Source organism: Pseudomonas lini, from assembly GCF_030812475.1.
Lineage (GTDB): Bacteria > Pseudomonadota > Gammaproteobacteria > Pseudomonadales > Pseudomonadaceae > Aquipseudomonas > Aquipseudomonas lini_A.
Genome location: NZ_JAUSSR010000022.1, coordinates 41,148 through 56,421 on the forward strand (window position 1 = coordinate 41,148; position 15,274 = coordinate 56,421).

14 protein-coding genes are annotated in these 15,274 nt (G+C 58.4%); 3 read left to right on the top strand and 11 right to left on the bottom strand.

Going from position 1 to position 15,274, the window contains the following annotated elements; translation table 11 throughout:
• Nucleotides 1-3: 3 nt before the first annotated feature.
• Nucleotides 4-1,107: an RHS repeat-associated core domain-containing protein gene (locus tag J2W17_RS29610; RefSeq protein WP_307343371.1), complete on the bottom strand. Its 1,104-nt coding sequence runs from the start codon at nucleotides 1,105-1,107 to the stop codon at nucleotides 4-6.
• Between the two features lie 280 nt (nucleotides 1,108-1,387).
• Here J2W17_RS29610 and J2W17_RS29615 point away from each other — a divergent pair, with 280 nt between their 5' ends.
• Nucleotides 1,388-1,945 carry a DUF2780 domain-containing protein gene (locus J2W17_RS29615; protein ID WP_307343374.1) on the top strand — a complete coding sequence of 186 codons (558 nt, stop codon included), beginning with the start codon at nucleotides 1,388-1,390 and terminating at the stop codon, nucleotides 1,943-1,945.
• 1 nt (nucleotide 1,946) lies between these two features.
• On the opposite strand, the gene J2W17_RS29620 is transcribed toward J2W17_RS29615, so the two are convergent.
• Complete coding sequence (locus tag J2W17_RS29620) at nucleotides 1,947-2,834, bottom strand: acyltransferase (RefSeq protein WP_307343377.1); 888 nt, start codon at nucleotides 2,832-2,834, stop codon at nucleotides 1,947-1,949.
• Nucleotides 2,835-3,146: 312 nt separating this feature from the next.
• On the opposite strand from J2W17_RS29620, the gene rloA2 reads away from it, so the two are divergent.
• A complete protein-coding gene (gene rloA2, locus J2W17_RS29625) occupies nucleotides 3,147-3,653 on the top strand; it encodes a retropepsin-like aspartic peptidase RloA2 (RefSeq protein ID WP_064680154.1) in 507 nt (168 codons plus the stop codon).
• 27 nt (nucleotides 3,654-3,680) lie between these two features.
• Here the strand turns inward: rloA2 and J2W17_RS29630 are convergent, their stop codons facing one another.
• Entirely contained in the window at nucleotides 3,681-4,694 is a 1,014-nt protein-coding gene (locus J2W17_RS29630) for an RHS repeat-associated core domain-containing protein (RefSeq protein ID WP_307343382.1), read from the bottom strand.
• 481 nt (nucleotides 4,695-5,175) lie between these two features.
• Here J2W17_RS29630 and J2W17_RS29635 point away from each other — a divergent pair, with 481 nt between their 5' ends.
• Nucleotides 5,176-5,550: a DUF6124 family protein gene (locus tag J2W17_RS29635; protein ID WP_307343385.1), complete on the top strand. Its 375-nt coding sequence runs from the start codon at nucleotides 5,176-5,178 to the stop codon at nucleotides 5,548-5,550.
• Nucleotides 5,551-5,722: 172 nt separating this feature from the next.
• On the opposite strand, the gene J2W17_RS29640 is transcribed toward J2W17_RS29635, so the two are convergent.
• The 8 genes from J2W17_RS29640 to J2W17_RS29675 all read right to left on the bottom strand — a co-directional run bounded on the left by J2W17_RS29640 (nucleotide 5,723) and on the right by J2W17_RS29675 (nucleotide 15,035).
• A complete protein-coding gene (locus J2W17_RS29640; protein WP_307343387.1) occupies nucleotides 5,723-6,352 on the bottom strand; it encodes a glutathione S-transferase in 630 nt (209 codons plus the stop codon).
• Nucleotides 6,353-6,524: 172 nt separating this feature from the next.
• Entirely contained in the window at nucleotides 6,525-6,704 is a 180-nt protein-coding gene (locus tag J2W17_RS29645) for a hypothetical protein (RefSeq protein ID WP_307343391.1), read from the bottom strand.
• A complete protein-coding gene (locus tag J2W17_RS29650; RefSeq protein ID WP_307343393.1) occupies nucleotides 6,701-7,831 on the bottom strand; it encodes a PepSY-associated TM helix domain-containing protein in 1,131 nt (376 codons plus the stop codon). Before J2W17_RS29650 ends, J2W17_RS29645 begins: the two co-directional genes overlap by 4 nt.
• 72 nt (nucleotides 7,832-7,903) lie before the next feature.
• Entirely contained in the window at nucleotides 7,904-10,342 is a 2,439-nt protein-coding gene (locus J2W17_RS29655) for a TonB-dependent siderophore receptor (RefSeq protein ID WP_307343396.1), read from the bottom strand.
• A 318-nt stretch (nucleotides 10,343-10,660) separates the two neighbouring features.
• Nucleotides 10,661-11,632, bottom strand: a complete 972-nt coding sequence (locus J2W17_RS29660; RefSeq protein WP_307343399.1) for a FecR domain-containing protein — start codon at nucleotides 11,630-11,632, stop codon at nucleotides 10,661-10,663.
• Complete coding sequence (locus J2W17_RS29665; protein WP_307343402.1) at nucleotides 11,629-12,147, bottom strand: RNA polymerase sigma factor; 519 nt, start codon at nucleotides 12,145-12,147, stop codon at nucleotides 11,629-11,631. Before J2W17_RS29665 ends, J2W17_RS29660 begins: the two co-directional genes overlap by 4 nt.
• Before the next feature lie 249 nt (nucleotides 12,148-12,396).
• The gene (locus tag J2W17_RS29670) at nucleotides 12,397-13,104 is read right to left on the bottom strand and encodes a 3'-5' exonuclease (protein ID WP_307343405.1); all 708 of its coding nucleotides are present in this window, start codon (nucleotides 13,102-13,104) and stop codon (nucleotides 12,397-12,399) included.
• On the bottom strand, nucleotides 13,101-15,035 hold the full coding sequence (locus J2W17_RS29675) for a putative nucleotidyltransferase substrate binding domain-containing protein (protein WP_307343408.1): 1,935 nt from the start codon (nucleotides 15,033-15,035) through the stop codon (nucleotides 13,101-13,103). Before J2W17_RS29675 ends, J2W17_RS29670 begins: the two co-directional genes overlap by 4 nt.
• Between the last annotated feature and the right edge of the window lie 239 nt (nucleotides 15,036-15,274).

Consider the following 15,274-nt stretch of genomic DNA (forward strand, 5'->3'; position numbering starts at 1 on the left):
AACTTAAAAAGGAGCTTCCAGCGCCCTGGGGGTACTTTTTTTGTGGCTGGAATTAGAGCCGAGCGCTCTGATTGAGGCAGCCCTTATTCGGTGGGGTTTAATGACCATCTCCATAGTCAGCGAGGGATTTATATCATGGTGTTTGAAGTCATAGTCTATGCCCGGCTTCATCCCTGGAAAATTATTTATGTAGACCTCGACAACCTGACCACGATTATTACTACTCAGTCCTGCATATTTCTGTGCAACAGCTAAATTTGGAGAGACATAAAATCCAAGACCAAAACTTGTGCTTTTGAAAAATGCTGGGTTAACACCTTCATTCAGCAAGCGGTTGGCTGAAGCGTCATCGGTTCCATGGTAACCCACGAAATAAGGTTTCGCTGAGGTCATTTCACGCTCCGGGAGCGAATGACGTCTATTCATTCTTTGATAGGAAACGGTTTCAGTTGCGCGCCTTTCACTCCAACGTGTTGTCGCCTGGCGGTTGGAACCACCATATTGAAAAATGTTGTATGAACTCGGTTTTGTGGGTTTCGGTGTTCTATAAAAAAAATTTGAAAGGAAGTCAAATCGACCATGGCCTGTAGGATCAGAGTACTTTATTGGATTGCCCCCCGCATATGAATAAGCATTCAGGTCTCCTTTTCCAAACGGGCTCCAACTGTCCGGACTGATAAACCGCATCAATACCGGGTTAAGCGCTCGATAACCATTGCCCAACAAATAGTGCCTGGTCACCGGTTCCCGTCGTTCGCCGTTGAAACCGAGCAGGCTGAGTAGATCGCTACTCGGTGAAGAGTGTCCGTAAGGTGTGTAGACAATTGATCGAGGCCTGCCCGCATCAAGCGTGTTCAACACCGACCGCTGTTGATCGGTGATAAGCAGGCTTGTTTCTGCGGCGCCAGTCTTCTGATTTTGTTGCGCCAGTAGTTGCTCCTCATGCTGCATAATCGAACGATGTATCGAGCCACTGATCTCTGTGACGAGGCGATTTTTTTGATAAAAGCGCCGGGTACTTTCCTGCTCTGACAGTGTGAAGTGGACAAGCCGATCCAGAGGGTCGTATTGATAATGGCAAAGCAGATTTTTCTCGTTGCTCTGCATGCAGCCGCTCCGTTGAAAATAAATTCGATTCAGGGGCAACAATGACGCAATTTGCCAATGCTGCCTACTGGCAGAACTGATAGGGCAGGGCGCTTTGTGAGTATTCCAGCCGCCCCCCAAGATCTATTTATCGCGTTGTTTGCCGGGTTTCACGAATTACCGACTTGAACCGGGTGAAAATGGGCGCAGCATCAAGGAACATGACGACGAATACCCGGTCAAACCGGCAGTTTTTCCGTCTATAAACAGACGGTTTTTCATGACACAAGAGGATGTCTGAATGAAGATTACACGCGGTTTTGCACTGGCATCGCTCATGACCCTGGCCACCAGCCCGGTCTTTGCTCAATTCAGCCTGAACGATGCAGCCAATGCCATTTCCGGCATGAAAGGCGATAACGCCGCTGCGGCCGCACCGACTTCCGAGACGGCCGGCCTGCTGAGTGCGCTCAGCCAATTGAACGTCACGCCACAACAAGCCGTTGGCGGCACCAGTGCGATGCTGGGGCTGGCGAAGAATCAATTGAGTTCGACCGACTATTCCGAGCTGGCCAAAAGCGTACCGGGCATCGACAAGCTGTCGGGTGGTGGTGAACTGGGCGCGCTCGCCGGTTTGCTCGGCTCGTCCGGCAAGATGGCTGGCCTGGACAACGCCTTGGGCGCCGTCAAGGACACCAACGACTTGAACAATGCGTTCAGCGCCTTGGGCATGGACACTGGCATGATCGCCCAGTTTGCCCCGCTCATCCTGCAATACTTCGGACAGCAGGGCGTCGGCGGTTCGTTGCTGCAAAGCCTGGGCGGAATCTGGGGCGCCGGCACCGGCATCGGTAGCTGATTCAGCGGCGCTCGGCGCGCAAGGCGTCGATGCGCTGGTCCTTTTCGATCCAGAGCTGGTTGACCCAGTTCTGGACGGTTTGGCGAAACTCCGGATCATTTTCATAATCACCCTGCCATAGCGCCGGGTCGAGTTCGCGGGTCTTGATGTCGACGATCACCCGTGGCACGTTGCCGCTGATCAAATCCCAGAACCCCGGAATTGGCTGCCGCGGATACACCACTGTCACATCGAGAATGGCGTCCAGCTGTTCGCCCATCGCCGCCAGCACGAACGCCACGCCACCCGCCTTGGGTTTTAGCAGGTGGGTGAAGGGTGATTGCTGCAGGGTGCTTTTCGTGGCAGTGAACCGGGTGCCTTCCAGATAGTTGACCACCGTTACTGGCTGCCGCTTGAACAGCTCGCACGCGGCTTTGGTGATCTGCAGATCCTTGCCCGCCAGCTCCGGGTTCTTCGCCAGGAATGCTTTGGTGTAGCGTTTCATGAACGGGTAATCCAACGCCCACCAGGCCAATCCCAGGAATGGCACCCAGATCAATTCTTTCTTGAGGAAGAATTTGAAGAAGGGCGTGCGTCGATTCAGGGTCTGGATCAGGGCCGGGATATCGACCCAGGATTGATGATTGCTGATCACCAGATACGAGGTGTCGCGGCGCAGGTCATCACCACCGCGAATGTCCCACAGGGTGGGGATACACAGGCGGAAAATCAGCTTGTCGATCTCGGCCCAGGTCTCGGCGATCCACATCACCGTCCATGAAGCGTAATCGCGCAGACGCCCGGGCAGGACCAGCTTGAGCAGGGCGAACACCATCAGCGGCCCGAACAGGACCAGGGTGTTGAGCAATAGCAGAAGGGTAACGAAACAGCCGGTGAGCAGGCGGCGCATAAGTCACTCTTGAAAACGTTTGGGCGCGCCATGATAGGCAGCTTCGGCCGAGAGGCCAAATCGGCGGTAAAGAATGTTTCACCTTTGATTGGGTAGGCTGAGGCAGCTCGCAGGCTCGGGTATCTAGAGTGATTGATCTGGCCTCTTCGCGGGCAAGCCACGTTCCCACAGTGTATGGCGGTGTACCCAAGGTTTGTGAAACCACCAAACCCTGTGGGAGCGTGGCTTGCCCGCGAAGCGATCTCAGGAATGAACGAATGACTTGCTGGCGGTCTAAAATTCCGCTGCCCATACTTAAAGGAAGCCCGTTACGTGAAATCCCTCCTTGCACTGCTTTCCCTGGTGGCCCTGCCAATCCTGGCCGCCGAGCCGACCCTGTACGGGCGCTACGAATACATCGCGCTGCCGGAAATCGGCGGCGAAGTGCTCAAGGCCAAAATGGACACCGGCGCCCTGACCGCGTCTCTATCGGCCAAGGACATCGAAACTTTCACCCGCGACGGCGACGAGTGGGTGCGCTTCCGCCTCGGCACCAAGGACGCGAGCAACAAGGTTTACGAACACAAGGTTGCGCGGATCAGCAAGATCAAGACCCGCTCCGAAGAAGGCGACGATGATGACGAAGATGTCGCACCCACCAAGCGGCCAGTGGTTGATCTGGAGCTGTGCCTGGGTAACGTCAAACGCACGGTTGAGGTGAATCTGACCGACCGCAGCAGCTTTAACTATCCATTGCTGATTGGGGCGAAGGCGTTGCGTGAGTTTGGGGCGGCAGTGAATCCGGCTCGGCGCTTTACGGCGGACAAGCCGGATTGTTGAGCGAGCGTTTTCGTCCTTTTGTGAGCGTCATATGGTTATTGGAGAATTGGGGTCGCGAACCTGACTCATTTGTTTCTTGAGTTTGGCAATGTCGCTATTGATGTAGTGCAGCATGACTAGACGTTTCTCGTGACCGGGATTGGAGTCGAGTCTTCTGGATGTATTAGTTCTGGCGGATTCAAGGTTGGCCAGCGTTTTGTCAGGGGTATCGAGTTTCGCTCGGAAAAAGGGAAGTTTCAGCTGTTCGGTGTTTACAGGACGGGAAACGGTTTGTTTGAAATTCAGTTCTATCTCAGCAGGGCTTAACGCATTCCAGTCAAACTCTTTGGCGTCATCCAATGCGTTCACTTGCCGTGGTTTCGATGAGGTCGATTGGACGCTTATTGGAGATTTTATAGTGTCGCTGTGTTTAGATGACGACTTTTTGATATCAAATTTGCTAGGCGTTCTGACTCCAATCCGATTTTTAAACCCTTTCCACCAGTTTTTTCCAAACAATCTTGTGAAAGCGTGTCCCGTTGCATCTGTCCCAAGCACCGGATTTCCCTCCGCATACGCATACGCATTTAATCCCCCCTCGCCAAACGGACTCCAACTGTCCGGGCTGTTAAACCGCATCAACACCGGGTTGAACTGCCGATACCCATTGCCCAAATGATAATGTCCGGTCACCGGGTCCAGACGTTCGCCATTGAAGCCGAGCAGGCTTAGCAAGCCATTTTCTCGTGGACGATGTCCGTAGGGCGAGTAGGCAAGGGCATTGGGTCGAGTCGCGTCCAGGGCATTCAACACCGAACGTTGTGGGTCGGTGGCCAGCAACTTGGCTGCGACCTTGTCGCCCTCTCGCTGTTGCTGCGCCAACAGCAAGTCATCGTGCTGCACGATAGTGCGTTGCACCGCACCTTGTATTTCGGTGGACAGGCGTGTCTTGCAGTAATAGCGCTGAATAGTCTCCTGATCGAATAGCGCGCAATCGATCAGGCGATCAAGTGGGTCGTAATGGTATCGACCCAAGAAGGTTTCGCGAGTAGAGGCAGGCATGGCTGAGTTCCGGGCAAGGTTCAGAAAACGGAGCTATCAGCATCATTCCTTTTTCAGGCGTTGCCTACTATCAGAACTGTTAGGATTTCGCAGTTCTGCTCCCTCTTCATAGGAAATCTCTATCCTCAAAAAGTAAGTTTTCCTACAGGAAAAACTGGCCTCCTACAGGTCTAATCCCTTCCTTTTGCAGGACGTTTCCTAGATTATTCCGCACGCTTGCGCCGACAGATTTCCGTGCCTAGTCTTCGTCCGTCACTGCTTATCAGTGATCGGGTTTAGTCGCCCGGATTCCGTCGGGCGCACAGCGTCACCTCTTCTCAGGTGTTTTTTATCGCCTGAAATATATGGTGGCTGTGCGCAGGGCACCTTCGGGTGCGCCGGTTTTGCCTGACGGCCGGTCGACTAACCTGTGTGCAGCCGCCACCTTGATTCGTTTAGTCGCGATTTCGGTTGGCTCCATTCATGTTCAGGAGTTTTACCAATGAAAAAGGCAGTCCCCGATCCACCTCCCGAAACGTCCACCCAAGGCAAACCCACCGACGATCCGCCAAGAGACCGTTCCGCCCTTTATCGTGCGATCGATTTCTACCTCACCGGAGAACAGCCTTCGGCACCCGATGAGCTGCGGTTCTACAACGTCAGCAAAGACGTGAGTTTTGAGGACACCCAACTCTACGTCGCGGACCTGCTGCGCTGCGCTTCGGTCACAGCGTATCAGTGTGGCGATCACCTCAAAGGTGCGGACCGGGCCATGGTGTTCTCGGTTTGGCATTTGCTGGAGATTGCCAAGGCCATGGTTGATCGGTCGATTGATTGTCTGGGGATGAAGAACGCTGGGGCTGATCCGAGTCATTAGGCGCCAGTAATATCGCCATCGCGAGCAAGCTCGCTCCCACAGGGAATTTGAGGCGAGTACAAAAAATAATTACAGGAAAGGACAATTTTTGAAGTTACAAAGCGGGACAGTTTAGTTTGGTTCAAATCAGTCCCGCTGTTTACGCTCATCAGTACATCTGCCCTTGCTGGAGTCAAACCTTCGGCATCGTCGCCAGCATCGAAGCCCGCTGGCTCACCTCGAAATACCAGCCCGCCAGCTGTGGATTTGCCTCACGCCATTCCAGATCCGGGTGGCGCAAGTCCAGATAACCCAACGCACAGGCCACGCTGATTGCTGCTACATCGAAGTGACTGGTCAGCTCGGCGATCGCGTCTTTTTCCAGCAGCGCCAGGGCGCGGCGGATCTTGTCGCGTTGGCCGTCCAGCCATTCAGCCCAGTGTTTCTCCGGGGCGCGCAGGGCCACTTCGTAGCGAGTCAGTACGGCGGCGTCCATGATCCCGTCGGCGATGGACGCCAGGGTCATGCGCCGCCAGCGGGCCGAGCCGTCTCGGGGGATCAGCGGGTTGCCGACGTGCTGGTGATCGAGGTAGTCGAGGATCACCCGGCTGTCATGGATGACGTTGCCGTCGGCCAGGCGCAGGGCCGGGATTTTGCCCAGGGGGTTGTCGTCGATAAGCGCAAGGTCCGGGTCGACTGGCGTCAGCACGCAGTTTTGCAGGGCCACGCGGTTTTGTTGGCCGGTTTCGTGGAGCAGGACCATGACTTTGCGAACGAAAGGCGATAGGGGGTTGTGGTAGAGGGTCATGCTCGGGGTGGACATGGCGGCGTCTCGGTCAATGGCGGTGTCGGCAGCATAGCGCGTAATTTTCGCGAACCGAACTCTGTAGGAGCCGGCTTGCCGGCGAAGGCGTCTTCGAATCTTGTGCCAGGCTTGAGGGCGCCTTCGCCGGCAAGCCGGCTCCTACAGGGGGGATGTGATGACCCACATAACGTCAGCCGCATTGCAGCAGCCCGCGCAGGGCGAGGATTGCGGGAACACCCAGGCCCAGCCAGCTCAAGGCATCCCATACGCCATCGCCCAGCAACGCGGCGAACAATCCTGCGCCGCTGAGCAGGGCGATGACGGTCGGGGTGGCGAAGACTTTCCAGAAGTTCGATTGCCGCGGCTTCATGCTTGAGCCTGCGCGTTTTCAAGAACAGGTTTTGCAGCCTTGCGCCGAACGACCCACAGGTAAACCCCGCTGCCGAGGACGATGATGGTCAGCACATCGAGGGTCGCCCAGAGGATTTTCATCGGCATGCCGCCGTAATCACCGAAGTGCAGCGGCTGCGACATGCCCATGGCGTCCATGTACCACGGCCGTTCGGCCACGGCAGTGACTTGCAGGGTGCTGGCGTCGATCAGCACCGGCGTCAGCAGATGCGAGGTCAGGTGCGTGCTGCCTTTCATGAACACCGCGTAATGGTGCTCGCTGGAAAACCGGGTGCCGGGGAAGGCGATGAAGTCCGGTTGCATGCCGGGCGCGACGTCTTTGGCGATGTCGAGCAAACGCGTCGCTGGCGCCAGCTGCGTCAGCGGTGGTGCGTCGCGGTACGGCGCGACCATGGCGCTGAGGCTGTCGTTGCGCCACGCCGCGATCAACAGGTCGGCGCAGGCGCTGATGACGCCGGTCACGCCGACCACTAGGGCCCAGGTCAGGGTGACCACGCCGATCAGGTTATGCAGGTCGAGCCAGCGCAGGCGGGTGGATTTGTCCTGGCGCACGGTGGCGAATTTCAAGCGACGCATGAACGGCAGATAAAGCACGGTACCGGAGACGATCGCGACCACGAACAGCAGTCCCATGAAGGCCAGCAGCAACTTGCCCGGGAGGCCGGCGAACATGTCCACGTGCAGGCGCAGCATCACCATCATGAAGCCGCCATTGGCCGACGGCATCTCCAGCGCTTCACCGGTGCGAGCGTCGAGCATGAAGGTGTGCGACGAATTCGGTTCGGTACCGGCGGTGGCCGCCATGATCGCGATCGCGGCGTTGGGCTCGTCTTCTTCGAAGCCGAAGTACTGCATGACTTCGCCGGGACGATGTTTTTCCGCTGCCTGCACCAATTGCTGCAGATTCAGCTGCGGGGTGTCCGCCGGCATTTCCTTCAACTCGGCAGCATCGCCCAACAGGTGGTCAATCTCGTGATGGAAGATCAACGGCAGACCGGTCAGCGCCAGCATCAGCAGGAACAGGGTACAGATCAGGCTGGTCCAGGTATGGACGAAGGACCAGCGGCGAATTGTTTTACTTTTCATTTCATGGCCTTCAGAAATACCAAAGCCGTCCTCGAAGGACGGCCAGGGTATCGAGCGTGTCAGATCAAGCGATTACCACTTGTAAGTGGCACTGGCGACGACACTGCGTTGGTCGCCGTAGTAGCAATAAAAACTGTCGCAGGTCGAGATGTAGTCCTTGTCGAACAGGTTGGTCGCGTTGAGTCCCAGGGAGGCGCCTTTCAGGCTGTTGTCCAGCCGCCCCAGGTCGTAATGAACCGCCGCGTCGAACACGGTGTAGGCGTCGGCCTTGCCCAGCCAGGTGTTGCCCTGATCGCCATAAGTATTGCCGGTGTAACGCGCGCCGGCGCCGATACCGAAGCCATCGAGCACGCCGTTGTGCCAGGTGTAATCAGCCCACAACGAAGCCTGTTGGTTGGGCATCAGTTGCAGGCGGTTGCCTTTGAAGTCGCCTTTTTGCACTTCGGACTTGGCCAGGGTGTAGGCGGCGATGACCTTGAGGTTTTCGGTCACGTCGGAAACGGCTTCCAGTTCCAGGCCTTTGACTTTGACTTCGCCGGTCTGGCTGGTGATTGCAACGTTGTTCGAGTTGGTGGTGGTGACGGAGACGTTTTTCTGGGTCAGGTTGTACACGGCAGCGGTCAGCAGGGTGTTGCTGCCAGGCGGTTGGTATTTGATGCCCAGTTCCCATTGCTTGCCCTCGGTCGGCTTGAACGAATCGGTTGGCGACGCGGTGGCGTTGCTGGTTGGCTGGAACGATTCGGCGTAGGACAGGTAGGGCACGAAGCCGGAGTCGAACACATAGCTGATCGCCGCGTTGCCGCTGAATTTCTTGTCGCGCTCGGTGTTGGTGGCATCGCCTTTGTTAAAAAATTTGGTACCGGTGTGGACCCAATCCTCGCGACCACCCACGGTCAGACGCCATTGGTCGAGGGCCATCTGGTCCTGGATGTACAGACCGGTCTGACGAGTTTTTTGGTCGTAGTCATAGAATGCGGCGGAGCGTGGTGGGCGTGTGATCGGCAAGCCGTATTCAGGGCGATTGACGTTGATGCTCGGGGCGGAACCAAAGATCGAAGTGTAATTGGTGTTGTTACGCTGGTGGTCGAGCCCGATCAGCAGGGTGTGTTGGATATCGCCAGTGGTGAAGTCGCCCTGGAAATTGTTATCCACCGCGAACTGACTGATATCTTCGTCCACATTGGTAGTGCCCCGCCCGGTATTGCCTTCATCGTCGACGACCATTCCGAACTCTGGGAAGTAGCTGTTGACGGTAATTGTCTGGAACGACAGGTCAGACTTGGTGTAGCGCAGGTTTTGCCGGAACTGCCATACATCGTTCAGCCGATGTTCGAAGGCGTAGCCCAGTGCGTAGTAGGTGCGGTCGTAGTATTCGTAGTTCGGATCTCCCAGATTCTTGTGATGGGAGATCTTGCCGAATGGCATGTCGATTTTGGTGCCCTGAATGGGGTAGAACTGGCTGGTATTCCCCGTATCGTCACGGGTGAACTGCGTGAGCAGGGTCAATCGGGTGTCGTCGTCGATGTTCCAGGTCAGGCTCGGCGCAATGTTGTAGCGCTGGTTGTCGACGTGGTCGATCTGGGTGCCGCTGTCGCGTATCACGCCGCTCAGGCCGTAGAGGAAACGACCTTCCTCGTCGATCTTGCCGGTGCTGGCGAAGTTGATCTGGCGATGGTTGTCGCTGCCGTATTGCACCTGGATTTCATGGCTCGACTCGGCACTGGGGCGGCGGCTGACCATGTCCAGCAAGCCGCCGGGCGGGGTCTGGCCGTACACCGACGAAGCCGGGCCGCGCAGCAGGGCGAGGCGATCCAGGTTCCAGGTTTCCTGTTTCGGGTTGGCGTACACGCCTTTGGGCAGCGGCAAGCCGTCAAGGAATTGCGTCGGTTCGAAACCGCGCACCCGCAGCCAGTCGGCGCGGGTGTCACTGCCGTAGCTGCTGGCGGTAATGCCGGGCATGTAGCGCACGGCATCATCGATGTTCTGCACTTTGCGGTCGTCCATCTGCTGCCGGGTGGCGACCGAAATCGACCGAGGAGCTTCGACCAGGGCGGTGTCGGTCTTGGTGCCGGCGGCGGTGCGAGTGGCCAGGTAGCCTTCTACCGGACCCCAGGCGCTTTCAATGTTTTGCACGCCGAGGACGGCGGTTTCCGGTAGCGCCATCACGCCTTCGGGCACGGCCACCAGGGTGTAGGTGCCGGCGCTGCTCTGTTCCAGTTGCAGGCCGGTGCCGCGCAGGGCTTCGCGCAGGGCGCCGGCAGCGTCGAACTGGCCTTGGACCGGAGCCGAAGTTTTGCCTGCCGCCAGGGCTGGATTCAGCGACAGTGCCAGGCCCGCCTGGCTGGCGATCTGGTTCAGCGTGCTGGCCAGGGGCGCGGCCGGCAAGTTATAGGCGCGAACGCTGGACGCCTGCTCGGCGGCGATCAGTTTACCGCAGGCCAGCGGGGCACAGAGGGCTATGGCGACGGCCAGCAAACCGGGGCGCAACAAGGTGTCTAGCGAGCGGGACATACGGCGGCTCCTGAAGGGGAATATTTCTCAATTGCCTGGGTGCCGAACGAGACTGCAAAAGTGATAGGGATGGATGAAAATAATTCGTTTCATTATTTGCGGTGATGCTGGCGGCTTCTTCGCGGGCAGCCACGCTCCCACAGGTTCTGTGGTGTTCACAGCGTTACTGTTCTACGCAAAACCCTGTAGGAGCTGGCTTGCCAGCGAAGGCGGCCTCGAGCCTTGCATAGCCAATGAGGACGCCTTCGCCGGCAAGCCGGCTCCTACAGGTTCGGTGTTGACCGCAAGACACAAGCGGCTTGGCAGGCACAACATTCCTCAGGGCTTGGCTTGGGCCTTTGCCACCGTCACCCACCACGGCGTGTGCTGTTCGATCTGCACCGGCAGGGTCGGCAGCAGGGCGCTCAGTGCCAGGTCGGTGTCGTGCAGCGGGAAACTGCCGGTGATTCGCAGGTCAGCAATCTCGGGTGAAACCCCCAGATGTCCGCGGCGATAACGGCCAAGTTCCGTGATCAAATCTTCCAGCCTCGCGTTATCCACCACCAGCATGCCGCGGGTCCAGGCATCGGCACCGAGCTTGAGGGCGATGGCGGGGCCGAGGCCGTTGTCGCGCATCAGCACTTGCTGACCTTCGCGCAAAATCTGCTCTTCAGGGCTTGATTGCGGGTGCGCGGCCACCGCCGATTGCAGCACGCTCAAGCGCGTACCGTTTTCTTCGCGCTTGACCAGAAACCGGGTGCCCAGTGCGCGCATGCTGCCTTCGCGGGTTTCGACGATGAACGGCCGGGTATCGCCATGCCCGGTTTCGACGAGGATCTCCCCTTCCTGCAGAATGATCAGCCGCTGCTTTTCGTCGAAGCGAACGTCCACGGCACTGTGGGTGTTGAGGTTGACCAGCGTTCCGTCGCTCAGGCGCAGGGTGCGTTGCTCGCCGGTGGCGGTGCGCTCGTCGGCCAGCCAGTAGTCGAGCGGGAGATAACGATCACCGGCGAATAGCGCCAGGCCGATTACCGCAACGATGCTCGCCACACCGCTGCCCAGTTTGCGCACCTGTCGGCGAATGCTTTCGTGCGATTGCTGCAAGGCTGCGCGGGCCGGACCGCTGGCAACGCTGAAGCGTGCATCGAGCATGCCCAGTTGGCGCCAGGCCCGGGCATGTTCTTCGTGGGCGGCATGCCACTTGGCGAATTCTTCGCGATCGACCGGGTTGCCCGAATCCAGGGTCAGCTGCCAGGCGATGGCGGCATCCAGCACCTGCGCCGACACCGGTCGGGAGCTGGCCGGTCTCATACCGGCTCACCATACAGCGCGATGTAGCACTGACGAATGCCCTGGGCCAGGTATTGACGAACCCGGGGCACCGACACGCCCAGGCGCTCGGCAATCTGCGCGTGACCGAGGCCGTCAAGTCGGTTATAGAAAAACGCTGCACGGGCCTTGCTCGAGAGCTGGCCGAGCAGGCGGTCGATGTTTTTCAGGTCTTCCAGAATCAGTTGCTGCTCTTGCACTGAAGGTTGTTCGGCTTCGGGGATCAGCATCAGTTCGGTCAGGTAGGCCTGTTCCAGCGCGGCGCGGCGGAAATAGTCGAACAGCAGGCCCTTGGCGATCGCCACCAGAAACGCCCGAGGCTCGCGAGGTTGCTTGAGTTCATCACGGCCCAGCAGGCGGACGAAGGTGTCCTGGCTGAGGTCTTCCGCCCGTTGCGGGCAGGCCACGTTGCGCCGTAGCCAGGCCAATAGCCAGCTGCGATGGTCGCGATACAACGCACCAACGAGCTCACTCCGGGGGCTTGGAACTGACGGCACGCCATATCACCGATTGGGAAGTGTTAACTAACGAGAATTGTTCGCGATTGTGGCAGAGGCGGGGGAGGTAAGCAATTGGCCACTGGTCGGGTGGTTTTGATGGGAGGGCGTTCAGTCAGACCGCGTCATCGTTCTTCGCTGGCAAGCCAGCTCCCACAGGGTTTTGTGTCGCTCACGAAATTGGCGAACGACACAAAACCCTGTAGGAGCTGGCTGGCCAGCGAAGAGGCCGGAACAGGCGCCGCAGATCTAGAAGGAAGGCGCGCGCTGCCTGCGTTTCCACTGCCTCAACCGCTGCTGCAATTCCAGCGGACTATGGATCTGCTGCTGCCGCGCCCGACTGAACAGGATCAGCGCCAGTTCTGCCGTGGCCAGCGCGTCGGCACTGGCATTATGTCGCTCGAACACCTCCAGCTTGAACCAGTCGATCCACTCATCCAGCCCGGCCTCGCGAATAGACGCCTGAGGACACAGCATCGGCGCAATATCCGCGACATCAAGAAACAGATGTTGCAACTTGTAGCCCAGGTGATCTTTCAATGCGCGCCTGAGCATGTGCTGGTCGAACGGCGCATGAAAGGCCAGCACGGGACTGTCACAGACAAACTCCATGAAGTCGAGCAAGGCCAGGGCCGGGTCGCTGCCGGCGGCGATTGCGCTCGGGCCCAGCCCATGAATCAGTACGCTGGGGCCGAGTTTGAGCTCGCTGCACTGCAAGGTGCGTTCGAATTGCTGGCTGAAGTCGATCGCTCCGTCTTCGATCACCACCGCGCCGATGGACAGTACTCGATCCTTGTTCAGGTTCAGCCCGGTGGTTTCCAGGTCGAGCACCACCCATCGTTGTTCGCGCAGGCTGCATTCACCCGGCTCGGCGGCCGTCGGCAAGCGTTGCAAACGCAGTTGAAGGTCGCCGGGCAGCATCGGGCCTGAAGGGCGCAACCATGAAAACAGGCTCATAGCTGATACCGCAGGGCCAGGCTGCTTTGCAGGCGTTGAGCCTGACGCAGGGATTCACGCAGGATCCGTCGGTCAAGATGATTGAGACTGTCCGGATCGACCCGATTGGAGTGGGGCAGATTCTCCCGGGTCTGTAGCTGATGCTGCTGCATGCGGGTTTGCTGAATGAAGTGATAAGCCTCTTCGTACGCCGCACCGTCCAGCCGTTCGATGACCCCTTTGTCCACCAGTTGGCGGAAGCGCTCCAGGGTATTGTTCGCTTCGATCCCGTGGGCCAGTGCCAGCAAGCGGGCACCGTCGACAAACGGCGTCAGGCCCTGGATTTTCAGGTCCAGCGTGGCTTTCTCGCCGTTCTTGCGCGCCAGCACGAAATCCCGGAAACGGCCTACGGGCGGACGATTGCGCAGGGCGTTCTCGGCCAGCATGCGCTGGAACAACCGGTTGTCGTCAACCTGGTCGAGAATCCCCCGGCGCAGCTGCTCACAGCCCTGCTCATCACCCCAGACCACGCGCAGGTCGAAGTAAATGCTCGAACCCAGCAGGTTCTCCGGCGTTGCTTCACGGATAAAGGCCGCGAAGCGCCGCGCCCATTCCGCCCGGGAAAGACACAGCTCGGGATTGCCGGCCATGATGTTGCCTTTGCACAGGGTAAAGCCGCAGAGCGCCAGGCTCTGGTTGATCTGCTGGGCGATGGGCAACAGCTTGCCGCGAATCTCGGCGGCATGGGCCGCGTCCCGGGCTTCGAACAGAATGCCGTTGTCCTGATCGGTGTGCAGCGTCTGCTCGCGGCGGCCTTCGCTGCCGAAACACAGCCAGCTGAACGCAATGCCAGGGTCGCCTTTCTCGGCGAGCGTCAGTTCGATGACCCGACACACGGTATGGTCGTTGAGCAGGGTGATGATGTGGGTGATCTGGGTCGACGACGCGCCGTGGGCCAGCATGCGCTCCACCAGTTGGCCAATTTCGCCGCGCAGTGCCACCAGGTTTTCCACGCGCTGGGCGCTGCGGATGGTCCGTGCCAGATGCACCAGATCGACCCGCTGCAGGGAAAACAGATCCCGCTCGGACACTACGCCGCACAGGCGATGGTCCTTGACCAGGCAGACATGGGCAATGTGCCGCTCGGTCATGGCGATCGCCGCGTCGAACGCGCTGTGGTCCGGCGACAGGTAAAAAGGCGCCTGGGTCATGTGACGTTCAATGGCTTCGTTGAAGTCGTCCGTGCCGTCGGCCACGACATGGCGCAGGTCGCGCAGGGTGAAAATACCCAGTGGGGCTTTTTGCTCGTCGACGATGACGATGCTGCCGACTTGCTGCTCGTGCATCAGGGTCACGGCTTCACGCAGGGGTGTGGCGGGGCTGCAGGTCACCGGGTGGCGCATCGCCAGTTCACCCAGCCGGGTGTTCAGTGAGTACTGGGTGCCCAGGGTTTCCACGGCTTTTTGCTGGACTTGCTGGTTGACCTGATCCAGCAGGCTGCTGACACCGCGCAGGGCAAAGTCACGAAACGCATTGGACAGCGCGAACAGTTTGATGAACGCCAACTTGTTCAGCTGTAGGCAAAAGGTGTCTTCGGCGGCCCGGTGTTCGGTGCGGGTCGCACGCTCGCCCAGTAGCGCGGCGAGGGGAAAACACTCACCGGTGGTAATTTCGAAGGTGGTTTCGGTCCCGCCCTTGGCCGTGTGGGGACGCTCACCAACGACCTGACCTTGTTTGACGATGTAGAAATGTTCAACCGGGCCATCGGCGGGCTTGATGATGCTCTCGCCGGGCGCGTAAAAACGTAGCTGACATTGCTCGACCAGGTACGCCAGGTGTGCGTGTTCCATTTGATTGAAGGGCGGGAAGCGCTGAAGAAATTGCAAAGTGCCCTGTATGTTCTGCAACACCGCGGTTTTCCCTGCCTTGGTGAAGGCGTCCGCTTTACTCATAACCATTACCGCAGTCTTTTTGAATTGTTGTTGTCGGATGACTGAGCCATGGTCGGCCTCTGCGCCCTGGGTGCCCATTGGACGTAAGTCTAGGTCGGCAAGCGCAACGGGTGGAAGTTAGGAAATATCTGACGCAACTTTCAGAAAAGCCTCCTACATTGGCTATAGGAGATCTTTCCGACGAAGGGCACATTGAAGGTCTTGCTGGCGATGTCTGACGAATGAGTCAGGTGATTGAA